We start from the raw sequence: 17,686 nt of genomic DNA on the forward strand, positions 1-17,686 counted from the left end.
CTGAAAACAGAAAAATTGATGAGCGCCCGTAGCTCAACTGGATAGAGCACCGCCCTTCTAAGGCGGGGGTTACAGGTTCGACTCCTGTCGGGCGTACCAGTGGTGGCTGTAGCTCAGTTGGTAGAGCCCCGGATTGTGATTCCGGTTGTCGTGGGTTCGATCCCCATCAGTCACCCCATTTTTTTATCATTATCTATCTCATGTCTTTTTAACTGTTAGTATTAACAGGGAGGGATTATGATACTATTCTGAAAACCTGACTATTCTGCTCATGGTATTTTTTTTTTTGTAAAACTAATAAATTCTGGTAAGCTAAGTGTATTTCATAGTTGTGGATTTTTTATCGTGAAATGGACTCAATTATTAAGTACACAGCGTTTTAAAATCAGCAATGGTAAGGTCGTAAAAGTTTATACGGACTCTAGTAGAGAGGCTGTCAATAATTCACGTTCTGGTTTTTTAATTGATTACGATAGAGTAGTTTTTTCCGGTAGCTTTAGACGTTTAGGTCGTAAGACGCAAGTACATCCTTTTTCTGAAAGTGACTATACACACAATCGGTTAACGCACAGTGTTGAAGTGGCAAGTGTGGGACGAAGTATCGGGAATCAACTTGGGCTAATGCTAATGATTGAGAATGAATTACCAGATTCAATTAAGCCTATGGATATTGGATCAATAGTACAGGTTGCTTGTTTAGCTCATGATATGGGTAATCCTCCCTTTGGTCATATAGGTGAGGAAGCTTTAAGGGCGTGGTTTCGTAGTTCTGATAATGCTAGGTATCTGTTAGGTATGTCCCAACAGGAAATTAATGATTTACAAACTTATGAAGGAAATGCCCATACGGTTAGAATTGTTACCAGTTTGGAAATGTATAAAAGTTCTGGAGGAATGAGATTAACTGCTGCTTCGATTGGGAGCTTAATCAAGTATCCATGGACCAGTAGTGCACCTCAAGGACGTACTAAGTTTAATATTTATCAGACAGAATTACATTTGATGCATCATGTTTTTAAAGAGCTAGGTATTGAACAGATTTCAGATAATACGTGGCTAAGACATCCTTTATCTTATTTAATGGAGGCATCAGATGATATTTGTTATGCAATTTTAGATTTAGAAGATGCAGTTGAGATAGGAGTATTAACAGAAAAGGACGTAGAAAAGATTTTGAAACCTATTCTGCATAAAGAAAATATAACTCGAGATCGAAAACTAACGTCTATGCAGTATTGTCGTATGCTAAGGGGTAAAGCTATAGGATGTGCAATCGATAATGTTGCTCATACCTTTTTTAAATATAGACAGGAAATTATGCAAGGGGACTTTCAAGCTAAAGATTTGTTATCAGTTTGTCGTTCGGAGGTCAGTGAGGCGATTAAAAATGCTAAACAACTAGCTCGAGATAAAATTTTTATGCATCCCAATAAGTTGATGACTGAGATAGCAGGATTTCCTTGTTTAGGGTCTATTTTGTCTTTACTGATTCCTGCCACATACGAATACGTAAAGCTACAGAATAAACAGGAAATCAATAGTCAACACCGATTGGCTTTAAAATTATTAAAAGAGGATCCTATCTTGGAAACTGATTCCTTATATACCGCTTATATGAAAGTGTTGGATTTTGTTGGCGGATTGACTGATAATGCTGCTGCAAAAATGGCTAGAGAAGTTTCTGGTATTGGGATGATTAAGTAAATACTTTACCTTTTAATCACAATTTGTAATAATCCGAGATTTAAAATATTAGATATACCATTAGGATAAGAAGATGGCATTGATTGTTCAAAAATATGGCGGTACTTCAGTTGGTTCAGTTGAGCGCATACAAAATGTTGCTAAGCGAATTGCTAAATTTAAACAACAGGGAGATGACGTAGTAGTAGTAGTTTCAGCGATGAGTGGTGAAACAAATCGTTTGGTTTCTTTAGCTGAAGCGATACAAGCACAACCTAATCAAAGAGAGTTAGATGTTGTGTTATCGACAGGCGAACAAGTGACTATCGGTTTATTGTGTATGGCCTTAGAAGCGATAGGTATTCGTGCCAAAAGTTATACTGGATGGCAAATACCTGTTAGTACCAACCATGTGCATACCAAGGCACGTATTGAAGATATCAATGATGTTAAGCTAAAACAGGATTTAAAAGATGGAAAGGTGATTGTAGTAGCTGGTTTTCAAGGTGTGGATAGATATGGCGATATTACCACTTTGGGCAGAGGAGGTTCTGATACGTCCGCTGTTGCATTGGCAGCTAAACTAAAGGCAGATGAATGTCAGATTTATACGGATGTAGATGGTGTTTATACCACCGATCCTAGAGTAGTACCGGAAGCTAAAAGACTAAATAAAATTACTTTTGAAGAAATGCTTGAATTATCTTCATTAGGTTCAAAAGTCTTACAGATTCGTTCTGTTGAATTTGCTGGTAAATATCATGTTCGTTTGAGAGTATTAAGTAGCTTAAAAGATGATTGTGAGGGGACATTAATTACATTTGAAGAGGATAAAAATATGGAGCATGTGGTCGTTTCAGGAATTGCATTTGATAGAAATCAAGCTAGAATAAATGTGAGAGGTGTTCCCGACAAGCCAGGGATTGCATATAATATTTTGGGGGCTATTGCCGACGCTAATATTGAGGTTGATATGATTATTCAAAATGTTGGTGAAAATGATACAACTGATTTTTCATTTACAGTGCCTAGAAATGATTATCAGAATGCACTTGAGGTTTTAAATACAGAACAAGATAAAATTCATGCTAAGACTATTGATGGAGATGGCACAGTAGTAAAAGTTTCTGTAGTTGGTTTGGGTATGCGCTCTCATTCTGGAGTGGCTTCTCGAATTTTTAAAGCTCTAGCAAATGAAAATATCAATATTAAAATGATCGCAACATCAGAAATTAAAGTTTCAGTACTGATTGATGAAAAGTATTTAGAATTAGCTACTCGTGTTCTGCATCAAGCTTTTCAATTAGATAAATAAAGTCACGAGAAAAATGCAAGAATCCCAAGGGAGAAGGTTGTCCCTGGGATTTTTTTTATTATTGATTTATTGATCAATTATTGTGCTAAGAGTATCCTTTGGTTTTAGCAAAAAAGTTACAGAGTACATTTTTTCTCATTGGTTTGATCTAGAGCCTTGTTCTTTATCTAGACTATGATAGTCATTGCCTATGAACGGTAATGAATTAAGGTTGTCCCAAAATACTAGATTTAGGTAGTAATAAAAATAAAATGATATGTTTGGTGTAGATCATAACCTATTGTTATTCATATTTTTAATAGTGAAAGGTATTATTAAATTGGTACTTATTATTTGCTATGTAGTTGAAGATGTAAACCAATTTTTAACGGTTAAGACAAGATAATGCTTTGCGAATTTTTTGATCATGTTTTATTTATTAGAAAAAAGTAAATTATTATGTACATCATTAAGGAAAGACCAGTACAATAGAGGGTGCTGAATGTTTGTTCTAAAAATAGCTATATATTCTATTAATCATCATCATTTAAAGTGAATCATATATGAAATTTATTATATTAATGTTATTAAGTTGCCTGATAGCTTCCTGTTCTTCTGTTAAAACCAGTACTATCCACCAATATTCAGACGTACCGAAGACGACTCGTGGGGAGGTTGTATCAAGTAGTGAATATAGTGCGCCTGTTTTTATTCATAATATAAAAAAGATCATTTATTATCAGTATACAACCGAAGGCGATACAGGGTCAGTGGTTGCTTCTAGTTTAATATTGTTACCAGATAAACCTAATAGTAAATTGGTCGTTCTTGCTCATGGAACTATTGGTGTTGATGTGGCTTGTAGTGTTGATAAGACTTTCCCTTTATTTTTGCACAAAGGATTCATCAATCCTTTGTTGAAAGAGGGCTATACAATAGTTATGCCCAATTATAGGGGGTTGGGACAAACCAATGCTACACATTTTTATTTTAATGCAAAGGAATCAGGTAAAGATTTGTTAGATGCTATATTGGCGGCCATGAAATTGCAAAAAATAGATATAGAAACCCCAGTTGTATTTTTGGGGTATTCACAGGGTGGACATGCTGCTCTAAGCGCGACCGAAATGAGAAAAAGTTATTTCCCTCAGCTTAATTTAGTTGGTTTGGTTTTATATGCAGCACTTGTTAATTTTGATGAAATGATTAACGATATATTGAGTAAAAAAATCTCTTCTACTGTCCAATATTTCTTATTACCTTATGTGGTTTCGCCTATTGTTCGTAGCCATTCTGATATTCATTATAAGGATTTTTTTAGTTCTTCGGCAGTTCCTAAAGATTCTGGGGAAGATCTTGTATGCCTATTCGATATAGTGAAAATGATTCCTATTTCAAACAAATGGACTCTTCATCCTTCTGATAAAGCGTTAGAAGTTGCTGTTTCGTATTATAAAGAACAAAATTTGCCGCATGTTAGGGTGGATACACCTTTAATGTTGATTAGAGGTTCAAAGGATGCAGTAATCATAGATCGATGGAGTAAAGATTATGTTACTAAGTTGTGTAGTGTAGGTGATGTTGTGGAGGAAGTTATTTATAATGGCGGTCATCTTAGTATGGCTGGTGTTCCTAGAGCTGTAGACTGGATAAGGAAAAGATTTAATCAAGAACCTCCTCATAATGTATGTAATACTCTATCAGATAAAAATAATGTTCAATAAGTGATTTTGACTCGTTGCAATGTGAGATCTGATAAAAAGTGATTAAGATATAGAACCCTTAAATATAGCCACTGAACAAATTGGCATGACATTCCCCTCTTAGGCGTTAGAGAGGGGGGGGAATGCGGTGTTAATTTGTTCAACACTATTTAAGATGTAACTTTACATCTTAGAAAAATGATATTTGTTCTTCAATCTCATACTCTTGTTCTTTGGTAAATTCTTCAAGTAATCCAACCAATCTTTTAGTTTTATGCTTTGTCTCAAGTTTATTATTAAGAGCTAACATCCCTTTAAAATAATTACCTTATCCTTTAAGGAAGTTAATGTAATATAATTCGTTAGCTTGACAAGTAGTCAAATCAATACGTCCAGCATACTTAAGATATTCAATATGAAGCATTTTACTTTATGTCATGTTTCAGTTTTGAACTGAAAAACCTATGCTGTCAGCTAGACATAGAAACTATCATGTATCTTTTGATCTTCCTCATGGGAAATAAGGACTTTCTCACCAGTTGCAAGTATTTGGCTTTGAATTTTAAATATAAGGAGTATTCATCTAAGGAGTATTCATATTCTAGTTCGTTCGGCTTTTATACGCTTTATCCGAACCTATATTCAAATATTTGTTATTTCAATAATGTTTTAGATGTAAGTTTCTTAATGCCGCTAAATACCCAATTACTACTTTATTAAGAATTTTTGTTCGTTCTAGTGTGATTGCTTTATCGTATTGATTTGAGAAAACAACTGTCTGAGTTGACGAAATAGTTCATTTGATAGATCGTACATGGCATCAAAGAAATTGGTCAAGATCTGTAATAATTGGGGGTCTATTCGGTCGGAATTGATATAACCTATTATTGATAAAGGAACAATGATGATAAATAGGATAAGGATAGATAGAACATAGTTTCTAATATTTTTATTAACCCAATCAGAAAAAAATCCCCAATAAATAATGAAGAAAATATTAATTATTGGGATGAATAGTAGCACAATGACAAAAATCCATTTATAAATTGGAACAGGGGATTTTCTTTTTTCCACTTTCTTTTGTTTCTTAGCTTCTTTTTCCTTTTGCTTTTTAATGCGTCGTTCTTCTTTAAGTATAGCTTGTTGTTGACGGAATTTTTTTTGTTTCGCTAACACATCTTGTTGTTCTTCCTCTGTTTTCTCTAATTTTCTTTTTTCCGCACGAGTTAATTGTTTTTCTTCAGCGGTAATTGGTTCTTTTTGAAAAGAACTATCACCTGTTTCTACATCTAAAGGATATTTTTTTTCCACATCTGGGTTTAAATAATCATTGTTATTATTGAAATCATCTCTCCTCATACGTCTCTCCTAATGAAATTCTTTTAGTGATTATAATTAACGAACTATTTATACTAGATTAGTAAGTAGTTTCATAAAAAAGACATTACCTTGTCAGTATACATATATACAGAGGGAATTCTAGCATAAAAAATAATGTAAATAATAAAATAGATTATTTCTAGGAAGTAGATCTTTAAAATTATTGTCTGATTTTTAACTTTTATTCCCTATTCAGATCGAGCCTCTTTAGCTTATTTGCTATACATAAGATAATCTCTTGACGAAGGGAGAGATATAAGGCATAAAACCGCAAAGTAGTTATTTAGGTATCATCGTTATGTGGTGTATTGACGATGGTAAAGAGCATGAATAATTTGATATTGGTTTAAAATAATAGACGGTTCAGTATTTGGAATGTTGCTTGTACCAAAAATTATTAATCCAATAGAAGCTGTAGGCATGGAAACCACAACTTTATTTTAGTGGATTGGGATTTGTATCGGAATGATAATTATCAAGGTGATCAAGTGCTAAATGGCTTCTAGTTTGGCAAGACTAGAATCTAGGATTTTGAGTCCATATTGACCAAAATTAATGGTTAATACATAAGAATGAGATTTTTTTTGCCGGTTAATAATTACACCAACGCCAAAACTTGGATGTTTGACCATCATACCTAAAGTATAGGGTTCATTTTCTTTATCTGTGAGTGATACATTATTCTTTCTACCTTGCAATGGCGTAGAGACTAAGGGGGTGTTATCTTTAGCAGATAGGTGATGAATTAAATGTTCTGGTATTTCGTTAATAAAACGAGATTGTAGGGCAATATTTTTTCTGCCTTGATGATAACGTTCATAGACAGAACTTAGATATAAGTTTTTTTTTGCTCGAGTAGTCGCAACGTACATAAGGCGACGCTCTTCTTCTAGACTGTCATGATGATTAAGTGAGTATCCACTAGGAAATAAACCTTCTTCCATTGCAATTAAAAATACTGTATCAAATTCTAATCCTTTAGCAGAATGGACTGTCATTAATTGTACATAATCCGAAGGGTCATTGGAAGATTGAGAGTTTCGTTCCCCTGCTTCTAAACTGGCATTTGATAAGAAAGCTGTAATTTTATCTTTCACACTAATTGCTTGGGGTGTGTCAGAAAATATTTGTTCAATATCTTGATCGTCAAAAGTATAAGTTGCATTAACTAATTCATGTAAGTTATCAATTTTATTTTGGAAGTCACCTTTTTTTTGTTGATAATATTGAATCAGTCCTGATTTATGTATTAGTTCATTGATTAAATCAGAGAAAGATAATTGATCTATCTGCTCACGTAAGTCACAAATAATGTGATAAAAACTAGCTATATTCTTATTTTTACTTTTTTCTTGTAATAAAACGTTCCATAGGGAGTCTTGTATTTCTGCAGCTTTAGTCTGTAAATTTTCAATACTCTTGTGGCCTATGCCTCGATTTGGGAAGTTAATAACTCTAAGTAGAGAATGATCATCCTCAGGGTTTACTAATAATCTTAGATAGGCCAGAGCATGTTTGATTTCTTCTCGCTCATAAAAACGTAAGCCGCCATAAACTTTATAGGGAATACCGGCATTAAATAAACTTTGTTCAATAATTCTTGATTGTGCATTATTGCGATATAAAATAGCCATAGAACTATAAGACTCACCGTTTCGGTGATGAGATTTGATTTCCTCTAAAACAAATTGGCTTTCTTCTAGTTCAGAATAAGTCCGATTATATTTGATAAGTTCCCCTTGTTTTTGGACACTTCTAAGTTTTTTTCCAATCCTATCTGTATTATGTGCGATTAATTCATTGGCTGCATCCAATATTGTTTGGGTAGAGCGGTAATTTTGCTCTAATTTGATCGATTGTATAATTTTGAAGTCTTGAATTAGATACTGCATATTTTTGACATTGGCACCGCGAAATGAGTAGATACTTTGGTCATCGTCGCCTACAGCAAAAATACTTGCATGATTTCCAGTAATTAATTTTAACCATTGATATTGCAAATTATTGGTATCTTGAAATTCATCAACTAAAATGTGTTGGAAACGACGTTGTAGAGACTCTTGCAATAAGGTACTATTTTGAAGTGTTTCAACGCAACGTAACAAGAGTTCTGTAAAATCAACCAAATTTTCACGATGACAAGTCTGTTCGTAAATAGCATAATACGAGTTAAGCAAATCATATTGATGATGAGTCATTAGAACTGGATTGATGCTTCTATAACCTTGTTCTTTATTATTATTGATATAATTTACTAGGTCTTTGGGAGTAATACTATTATCAATGGTAGAGTTATTTTTTAAAATACGTTTGATAATAGATAATTGATCCTGTGTGTCAATAATTTGAAAATTTTTTTGTAATTGAGCTATCTCGTGATAGCGTCGTAAAATCCGATGACATAAACTATGAAAAGTACCTACCCACATATCTTGAATTGAGTAAGGTAATATGCCTTGAATCCGTGAACGCATTTCTTTGGCTGCTTTATTGGTAAATGTTACGGCTAAAATGTTTTGTGGTAAACTTTGTTTAGTGGCAAGTAACCAGATAATTCGAGAAGTAAGAACCCGGGTTTTGCCACTACCAGCGCCGGCTAAAACAAGTAAGGACTGATTATTTGGATAGGTCACAGCTGCTAATTGTTCAGGATTGAGAGATTGTAAGAGTGGAGACTCAATTGGGTTCATAGAAATTAAATTTAGTCCTAATGATTTGTTGTATAGACGAATTAAACCAACTCACTGCTAATGATACACAAATTGTATAGAATATAAAATAACTAAATTGGATGACTTTTAATTGAAGATTATATTACATGCTTAGCTATCGACACGCCTTTCATGCTGGGAACCATGCAGATATATTAAAACATTATTGCCTGTTTGAAACCATTTCATATTTTGTCAATAAAAATAAACCATTTTCCTATATTGACACTCATGCAGGTGCCGGTTTGTATGCTATTAATTCAGATCAGGCAAGAAAAACTCAGGAATATGAAGAAGGTGTTTTGAAACTATTTAATTCTGATTTAGAAGTAGATAAGAGTTTATTAGCATTTAAAAATTTTTTAGCTTATTTTGTGTCTCGGCAACAATACCCAGGTTCATCATATCTTGCAAAAACAATAATACCTAAAAATGAATCACTTTATTTGTACGAATTACATCCTAGTGATTTTTCTGTTTTAGAAAGTAATATGTCTCTTGATACACATCAGAATATAAAATTATTTTATTCAGACGGATTGCAAGGTCTTTTATCTTTACTTCCGCCTAAAGTCAGGCGGGCGATAATAATGATAGATCCTTCTTATGAAGTGAAAACAGATTATCTACAGATCCCTAAAACAGTAGATCAGGCATATAAAAAGTTTAGTACAGGTTGTTATTTAATATGGTACCCATTGTTAGCACGACAAAGGCATCGATCGATGATAAAGTCTCTATCTAATATTAGTGCTAAGTACATACAAGTAGAATTAATAGTAGCAGATGTTGATAATGATACTGGTATGTATGGTAGTGGAATGTGGATTATAAATCCGCCATTTATCCTGAAAAATCAATTAAGTACTGTATTGCCTCAAATGGTATCGTTATTAAAACAGAGTGAAACAGCACATTTTATTTTAGATTCTGGATTGTTATAAGAGACAAGATAAAGAGTTGTTGATTTTGTGTTAAAATCAACCCCTATTTTATCGAGGAGACAGCTTACGTGAAGATCTTTGCATCTTATTTGTCAGATTATGCTCAAAAAAATAATATATCTTTAGCATTAATTTCAGTTGTGGAAACTATAGTTGGAGCCTGTGTGAAAATTAGCAATCAAGTTCGATTAGGTGATTTATCAGGTATTTTAGGTGAGGCAGGAACAGGGAATATTCAGGGAGAACAACAAAAAAAATTGGATGTTTTGGCTAATCAAATTTTAGTTGAGCAATTATCAAACAATGAGAAAATAGCGGGCATCGCATCAGAAGAAGAAGATAATTTTATATGTCTAAATTCTGAACAAAACTACTTAGTCTTATTTGATCCTTTGGATGGTTCTTCTAATACTGACGTTAATATTTCAATTGGCACTATTTTTTCTATTTTAAAAAAATCAAATGAAAAATTAGAAGAAAAACATTTTTTACAAGCAGGCAAAGAGCAAATAGCAGCAGGTTACGTGTTGTATGGGCCTCAAAGTATACTAGTACTAAGTTTTGGGCGAGAGGTATTGATGTTTACTTTAAATGATAAGCAAGACTTTATCCCGAATACCCAAGTAGTGTCTATTCCTAAACAAACCCAAGAATTTGCAATTAATATGTCTAACCAAAGATATTGGGAACAACCTATGCAACAATATATTCATGGTTTGTTGCAAGGAAAAGAAGGAGAAAGACAGAAAAATTACAATATGCGTTGGGTTGCTTCTATGGTAGCCGAAGTACATCGTATTTTAAGACGTGGTGGTATTTTTTTATATCCCAAAGATAGTCGACAAACTAACCAGAATGGCAAATTAAGATTACTGTATGAGGCGAATCCTATGAGTTTTATTGTACAAGCTGCAGGTGGAAAAGCAAGCAGTTTGACCTCTGATATTTTAGATATCAAACCTCAAAAATTGCATCAGAGAGTTCCGGTTGTATTAGGTTCAAGTGAAGAGGTGGATTTTGCACAACAATTACATATAATTAATTCAAAGAGAGGGAATAAATGAAAAGATTAAGTTTATTAAGCTTATTGTTATGTAGTGTTTTGACAATGGCGGAAGTCAATGTGTTAATGAAAACGTCTCTGGGGGATATTGAATTAATGTTGGATGATGTAAAAGCGCCTATTTCTGTGAAGAATTTCTTAGAGTATGTGAATAAAGATTTTTATAACAACACGATTTTTCATCGTGTTATTCCAGGATTTATGATTCAAGGAGGTGGTTTTACACAAGAGATGGTACAAAAAAATACTAATACTCCGATTATTAATGAATCAAAGAATGGTTTGAAAAATAATATAGGAACTATTGCTATGGCCAGAACCAACGAAGCTAACTCTGCAACTTCTCAATTTTTTATTAATACCAAAGATAATGACTTTTTAAATTATAAGAATGGTGATGATATTGGTTATGCAGTGTTTGGCAAAGTGACTAAGGGGATGGATGTTGTCAGGGCGATTGAAGCAGTTCCAACAAGTACTTATGGTTATTACCAAGATGTGCCACAAAAGCCTATTAAAATTTTATCAGTACAAATTTTATCTAAATAATAAGTCTGATAATTGGGTAATTTATTGAAAATAGAAATAAAGGAAAATGAAATGATTAGATTGTATACTAATTTGGGTGATATAGACATAGAACTTGATTATGAAAAAGCACCTGTGACAGCAAAAAACTTTGAAGATTATGTGACTAATGGTTTTTATGATGGCACGATATTTCATCGTGTGATTGATAATTTTATGATTCAGGGAGGTGGGTTTGATCAGGATATGAATCAGAAGAAAACCAGAGATCCTATTAGAAATGAGGCTGATAATGGTTTGAAAAATGATCAATATACTGTTGCGATGGCCAGAACAGCACAGCCTCATTCGGCGACTGCACAGTTTTTTATTAATGTTAAAGATAATAATTTTTTAAATTATACAACACCTGATACTAATGGTTGGGGGTATTGTGTTTTTGGTAAGGTAATAGCAGGCCAAGATGTTGTGGATCAGATTAGGCAACAAAAGACCGGGAATTATGGCATGCATAGCGATGTTCCATTAGATCCAATTGTGATTACTAAAGCTGAAAAATTGGCTTAACTACCCGTTTCTATCGCCGACTTCCCCGTCTTTTAGGGCGGGAGGACGCATCAATATCAGTACAATTATTGGTTTTTTATTCCTATTAAACTACGGATTGAAACCATGCATTAAACATTCTGCAAATGGATTGGAATGATAAGAACAGATTCACGGCTGATAAAAATTTCAAAACAACTTCATCAGCTATCAAGGCTACCGCGGTTACCACAGTTATGTTGATAACGGATAATGGGTAAAATCTGTAAAAATTTATCAATACAACCTGCGTATCAATAAGTTACATATGAAGGTGGGATTGAACATTTCTAAATTAATTTTTTAAAGTTTTGATAAACACACTTAAAGTATTAGCTCCAATACCTAAAGATCATTTTAAGCTGTTGGCGATACTGTCAATAAGGCTTTCCATTGATATTCGATAGAAACCACATCAATAATAATCAAAGCACCTATCTTAAACACTGTATCCCTGACCGGTTCCTTGGGCTTGCCTGTCATGGCTAGTAGCCCTTGACAGGGGTCACCCAAAAATAACGCTAAAATAAAATAACGTTAATAATAAGGATACTATAACAAAAGAAATCATTTTGCCGCGTGGTGATCATAAGTCTGTTTAAAAAATATGATCAAATTAGTTTTGTAACGAGACAAAATTATTTATCCTCTCCGAATTTCTATTTATTGTTTTTAATATTAACTTTATTTTCTGCTTTCCGGGCTCTATGACAATTGGTGCTATTAAATTGATCGCCCATACTCATATCTTCACATTCCTTTAATGTCTTTTCTCTAAGTGCTTCATCATTCATAAATTCATCCACAGTATATATTTTTTCTGATTTAGAACAAGAACTTAATGCGCATATAATTAATAAAAGACTCAGTTTCTTCATTTTTTTTCCTTTCATTTAAATTAGTTTCCAGTGAACTTTTTTTACATTATAACAGTAAAAGAAATCATCTTGTCATGTTGTGATGCAAGCCCTTATGACACATGGAGTCAAATTGGCGTAGAGACAAACATTATTAATATTTCACCATTTATTGTTTGTCACCAGTTATTATTTTTAGATCAATCTCAGATTGTATTCCCCTAGCTCTAGTACAATTATACTGTTAAGTTGATCATTCATTCTTATTTCTAAACACTCTTTGATAATGTGTTATTTATTCATAAGTGCTTTATCTTGCATAAATTATTTTATAACGTATACTTGTCTGTATTGAGAGCAATTACTTACTTCCAATATAACTAATACAAATAAATTTCCTTTGCTGAATTAGTTATTCCCAGTTAGTTATTTTTTTCAAATCAATTTATGAATGAATTTCCCAAGCTGAGTTATCCATTATTCCACTATTTTTTCTGAGATTGTTATGTATTTCTGTAACATAATGTCTTGAGCAGATTAATATTTTCCCAGTCACACCTTGGAGTTAGTCATACTGATGCCCAATAACCTGGGGATAATAGAACTTTATTCTCATACAACATGAGTTTAAAGCACAATATGCTGATTATTTACAATCGATATTATAAAAATACAACTATTACAAAAGTAATGTAGTCACAATAGTGATTGTAACTATTCGATTTATTTAGATTTCTATTTAAAATGGAGAATTTCGTAATATTGTATTAATCATTTGAATGAACTGTTTTGACTATTTTTTTGCCTAGCTGTTAATGTTTTCAATGTCACAAGAATGTTCTGACATGACTTTTGTATTCACTAATATCATTGATTTCATTAATTAAATACATCTAAATAGATTTTTTACTTCCTTTAAAATATTTTGAATGTACTTACATTTTTTAGGATATCTGATTTTTTTTCAGTATTTAATGGTGTTTCATAATTTTTTAGTGACTTGTTTCAGTATTTATTTATGTAGTAAATTTTATATGCTGCCGTACCTGAGCAGAACTAATATTCCAACAATTTTAGGTAGTTGAAAAAATCTTGAAGTAATCATTAGATATAGAAGACCAAATTGGCAATCATAGGTTATTGTTTTTTTTTTATTAGTGCACTAGGACTATGCGTCCAAGATTTTTGATGAATTGAAACTATTTTTGAAACACCAGTAATGTTTGTATTTTTTATCATTGTAAATTATTGTAGTATTTTGATTTTTAATAAATATTTACGGTTATGGTCATTTTAGAATTCCAATATATCCCATTATTGCAGATTTTAAATTCAATTTTTTTAAATTTATATTTTTGATGATTTAGGTTTAAAGTGCCACGATTATTCTCAGAATTGATTAAATGATAGTGTTAGAGTATTCAGGAATGCATATGGTATAGATATTACTTTATAATCTTAAGACAGAATATAAAATAAAAAATCTGTATATACTAATAACTACTTAAAGGATATTTAATCATTGGGATAGTGAGTGGATGAGGAAGAACTGTAATTTAAATTTTTTCAAGAAGATATATTTTGAATGAGACAATATACTTTTTTTCAAAAAATTGACCATAACTGGCTTCAAAGTGAATTCCCAAATGTGTTTAAAGAGCGAGCAGAGGACTCACATAAAGGTACTTTTGGGAGTTTAGTGATTTTAGGTGGTAGTAAGGGAATGCAGGGTGCTTTGGTACTAGCTGGACAAAGTGCTTTGAAGATGGGGTGTGGCAAAGTGTATTTAGGATTTGTGTCAGAAAAAAAACAATCCATTGATTATATTGCCAATTCACCGGAAATAATGATAAGAAATTATCAAGACTATTTCAATAAACAAATTCAGTTACAGGCAGCAGTGGTTGGCTGTGGTTTAGGGCACAGCTTATTAGCACAACAAATACTACAACAAAGTCTATTGAGATGGAATATTCCTATAGTGCTAGATGCGGATGCCCTGAATTTACTGGCAAAAAGAGAAATAACTTGTCAGCTATCTGCAACGCAACATATTTTAACACCACACCCATTAGAAGCGGCGAGACTATTACATACTACGGTCGAGAAGATACAAAGTGATCGCATACAATCTGCTTATCAAATAGCACAACAATATTGTGCAAACGTTATTTTAAAAGGACATCAAACTATTGTTTATAGTTTGAAAGATGACTCTGTTTATATTAACCAAACGGGTAATAGTGGTCTAGCCACAGCAGGTACTGGAGATGTTTTATCGGGGATATTGGGTAGTCTGTTAGCTCAAGGTTTTCCGATTTCAGAAAGTATAAAAGCTGGGGTCTTTCTACATGGTTTGGCTGCAGATTGGCTGGTATCTAAACGTATTGGTCCTATTGGCTTAACTGCTTCTGAAATTATAGATGCTGTTCGTGATGTTAGGAATCAATTGACTTATCATCACTATTAAAAAAAAGGATTATATTTTTTCTCATGCCCTATTGTGGTATAAGGGCCATGTCCGGTAATGACTGTAGTATCCTCGGGTAATATTAACAATTTATTTTTAATATTCTTTATTAAGTCTTGATGATTGCCCTTAGGTAGATCAGTACGTCCTATAGATTCTAAAAATAAAACATCCCCAGCAATCAATAATTTTGCTTTTTCTGAATAGAAGACAACATGTCCAGGTGTGTGACCAGGAATTTCTAAAACTATAAAAGGATAGTGGCCTATCTTTAATTGATCTCCTTCTTTCAACCAACGGGTTGGGGTAAATGATTCTTTAAGAGGAAAGCCATAATTTTTTAGTACAGTGGGTAAGCCTTGAATCCAAAATGAATCTTCATGATGAGGGCCTAGTACATCAACTGTTTGTTTATGCAAAAATTCTGCAACTGCTTGTATATGATCAAAATGTCCATGGGTTAGCCAAATGGCATTTAAATGTAACTGATTGTCTTTAATGAATGAGAGAAATTTGTCTACACTGCCTCCCATATCAGAGATAATACAATCTTTAGTTTCTTCATCCCATACTATGGTCGCATTTTGCATAAGACTTGTGACAGGTATAGTGTGGACTTTTAATGCCATTAATTTATCCTTTATCATATGAATCCTGTTATAAATCATGCCAGATATTGTGCAGACTAACAAGAGGGATAAATGCATTGATATATCTATTTAGTAATTTTAAACTTTTCTCTTAATAGTTTGTTCAAGTATATTTCATTTATCAGTGAATAAACTAGGAATATAAGATATGCTATTTGGCGGGATATATATTAATACACAAAAATCATTATGAATTATATAAGCCATACCTTTTAAATGATTCGAAGTTATTGACACACAAGTTGAGTATTTATAGTAGTTTAGTACCTATTAGGTAAATTACTTCTTATGCATTTCATTTTATGCACCCCGTACTGATCAATGCAGAATTTTTTGATGTACACTATTACTCAATTGGCTTCGTGACAGGGGAGGATCCACTTTGCATATGTCACATCCAAATAGCCTAGGTATTTTTATATTATTAATATAATTTAATTTCCCTGGTATTCTTAAGGGGTAATTTTACACAAAAATCGAAAAAGCACTATTTAAAAACAAACAGGAGCTACTGTAGTTATTTGAGTTAATTTTTATCTCCATCTAAGAAATTACCACCTTAGATGGAGTATTCTACAATTTTTGTTAAATGCCATTTAACTGTTTTTTCTATATACATGATTAGTATTATGTAAGAATACGGTTAATTTTTTCTATTCGTCTAATGCTTGTTTTAAGTCATGCCATATATCTTCAACATCTTCAATACCTATTGAGAGTCGTAGTAATCCTTCAGTGATACCTAGATTATTTTTAACTTCAGTACTCATTTCACCATGAGACTGACTAGCAGAATGGTTAACCAGACTTTCTACGCCACCTAGGCTGGAGGACATTTGAAATAATTGAAATTTTTTAATAACTCGATTAGCTTCTTCTCTACTATCTGTTTTAAGACGAATGGATACCAAACCACCAAATCCTCTCATTTGTTTTTTTGCAAGTTCGTGTTGAGGATGATGAGTCAAGCCTGGATAATATACTTGAGAGATTTTAGTGTGGTTTAGCAAACGTTCAGCAATTATTTGAGCATTTTCTTGATGTCTATCCATACGAATGGTTAAGGTTTTAATGCCTCTTAGTACCAAAGAACAGTCCACAGGTCCTGCAATACCACCTGTATTAATTTGAATATTTTTAATAAGTTCTGCATATCTTTTATCTTTTACGACAGCCATTCCCATTAATACATCTGAATGACCGCATAAATATTTAGTAGCTGAATGTGCAATAAAATCAATACCATAATCTAAAGGGTTTTGTAAATAAGGCGTAGCAAAAGTATTATCGATCCCAACTAGTACATTGTATTTTTTTGCAATATCTACTAATTGTTTGATATCTAATATTTTTAATAAAGGGTTACTAGGGGTCTCCAGCCAAACCAGTTTGGCTTTTTTTTGAGAGAGTAATTTTTGTAGGTGATCAGGATTTATTAAATCAGCAAAAAGAATATTGATTCCCCAATTTTGGTAGACTTGGGTGAGCAAATCATAAGAACCACCATAAATATCAGCAGTAACAATAATAGTATCACCGGGTATTAAAATAGACCTCCAAATAGCATCAATAGCAGCAATGCCACTACTAAAAGCAAATGCAGCACAGCCTTTTTCTAAATCAGCTACTGTATTCTCTAGAATAGAGCGTGTTGGATTGCTAACACGAGAATAACGAAAAGGAATATTTTCTCCTATCTCATGCATTTTAAACATACTGTTTTGATAAATCGGAGGCATTAGGGCACGATTATGTTCTTCGGGGATGTAAGAGGAATGAATAACTTTAGTGGCTATTTTCTCGTTCATAGGTAACTCC

The 17,686-nt window shown here is 32.8% G+C and carries 13 protein-coding genes and 2 tRNA genes; 10 read left to right on the forward strand and 5 right to left on the reverse strand.

The features are described 5' to 3' along the window. Positions 1–22: 22 nt before the first annotated feature. From GKC53_05120 to GKC53_05140, 5 genes are all read left to right on the forward strand, one after another. Positions 23–99 (forward strand) — tRNA-Arg (locus tag GKC53_05120). A gap of 3 nt (positions 100–102) precedes the next feature. Further along, positions 103–178: transfer RNA gene (locus GKC53_05125), tRNA-His, on the forward strand. 167 nt (positions 179–345) lie between these two features. Continuing rightward, positions 346–1,704: a deoxyguanosinetriphosphate triphosphohydrolase gene (locus GKC53_05130; GenBank protein ID QRN41501.1), complete on the forward strand. Its 1,359-nt coding sequence runs from the start codon at positions 346–348 to the stop codon at positions 1,702–1,704. Positions 1,705–1,777: 73 nt separating this feature from the next. Then, the gene (locus GKC53_05135) at positions 1,778–2,998 is read left to right on the forward strand and encodes an aspartate kinase (GenBank protein ID QRN41502.1); all 1,221 of its coding nucleotides are present in this window, start codon (positions 1,778–1,780) and stop codon (positions 2,996–2,998) included. A gap of 542 nt (positions 2,999–3,540) precedes the next feature. Further along, positions 3,541–4,701: an alpha/beta fold hydrolase gene (locus GKC53_05140; GenBank protein QRN41503.1), complete on the forward strand. Its 1,161-nt coding sequence runs from the start codon at positions 3,541–3,543 to the stop codon at positions 4,699–4,701. 714 nt (positions 4,702–5,415) lie between these two features. Here GKC53_05140 and GKC53_05145 read toward each other — a convergent pair. Both GKC53_05145 and GKC53_05150 read right to left on the reverse strand, forming a co-directional pair. After that, positions 5,416–6,039: a hypothetical protein gene (locus tag GKC53_05145; protein ID QRN41504.1), complete on the reverse strand. Its 624-nt coding sequence runs from the start codon at positions 6,037–6,039 to the stop codon at positions 5,416–5,418. Positions 6,040–6,551: 512 nt separating this feature from the next. Next, a complete protein-coding gene (locus GKC53_05150; GenBank protein QRN41505.1) occupies positions 6,552–8,750 on the reverse strand; it encodes an AAA family ATPase in 2,199 nt (732 codons plus the stop codon). A gap of 128 nt (positions 8,751–8,878) precedes the next feature. Here GKC53_05150 and rlmJ point away from each other — a divergent pair, with 128 nt between their 5' ends. The 4 genes from rlmJ (at position 8,879) to GKC53_05170 (ending at position 11,873) form a co-directional block, all read left to right on the forward strand. After that, positions 8,879–9,715: a 23S rRNA (adenine(2030)-N(6))-methyltransferase RlmJ gene (rlmJ, locus tag GKC53_05155; protein QRN41506.1), complete on the forward strand. Its 837-nt coding sequence runs from the start codon at positions 8,879–8,881 to the stop codon at positions 9,713–9,715. A 68-nt stretch (positions 9,716–9,783) separates the two neighbouring features. Further along, entirely contained in the window at positions 9,784–10,779 is a 996-nt protein-coding gene (locus GKC53_05160) for a class 1 fructose-bisphosphatase (GenBank protein ID QRN41507.1), read from the forward strand. Continuing rightward, positions 10,776–11,327 (forward strand): peptidylprolyl isomerase A, encoded by a 552-nt coding sequence (locus GKC53_05165; protein ID QRN41508.1) that lies wholly within the window; start codon positions 10,776–10,778, stop codon positions 11,325–11,327. The genes GKC53_05160 and GKC53_05165 overlap by 4 nt, the downstream gene beginning before the upstream one ends. Positions 11,328–11,378: 51 nt before the next feature. Further along, positions 11,379–11,873, forward strand: coding sequence for a peptidylprolyl isomerase (locus GKC53_05170; protein ID QRN41509.1), 495 nt, complete (start codon positions 11,379–11,381; stop codon positions 11,871–11,873). Positions 11,874–12,550: 677 nt separating this feature from the next. Here the strand turns inward: GKC53_05170 and GKC53_05175 are convergent. Next, positions 12,551–12,784 carry an EexN family lipoprotein gene (locus GKC53_05175; GenBank protein QRN41510.1) on the reverse strand — a complete coding sequence of 78 codons (234 nt, stop codon included), beginning with the start codon at positions 12,782–12,784 and terminating at the stop codon, positions 12,551–12,553. 1,549 nt (positions 12,785–14,333) lie between these two features. Here GKC53_05175 and GKC53_05180 point away from each other — a divergent pair. Further along, on the forward strand, positions 14,334–15,218 hold the full coding sequence (locus tag GKC53_05180; GenBank protein QRN41511.1) for an NAD(P)H-hydrate dehydratase: 885 nt from the start codon (positions 14,334–14,336) through the stop codon (positions 15,216–15,218). Here GKC53_05180 and GKC53_05185 read toward each other — a convergent pair. Together GKC53_05185 and GKC53_05190 are read right to left on the reverse strand one after the other, a co-directional pair. Beyond that, entirely contained in the window at positions 15,215–15,847 is a 633-nt protein-coding gene (locus GKC53_05185) for an MBL fold metallo-hydrolase (protein QRN41512.1), read from the reverse strand. The two genes, GKC53_05180 and GKC53_05185, sit on opposite strands and share 4 nt — an antisense overlap. A 674-nt stretch (positions 15,848–16,521) precedes the next feature. Then, complete coding sequence (locus GKC53_05190; GenBank protein QRN41513.1) at positions 16,522–17,676, reverse strand: aminotransferase class V-fold PLP-dependent enzyme; 1,155 nt, start codon at positions 17,674–17,676, stop codon at positions 16,522–16,524. Between the last annotated feature and the right edge of the window lie 10 nt (positions 17,677–17,686).

The organism is Neisseriaceae bacterium (genome assembly GCA_016864895.1).
Lineage (GTDB): Bacteria > Pseudomonadota > Gammaproteobacteria > Burkholderiales > Neisseriaceae > QFNR01.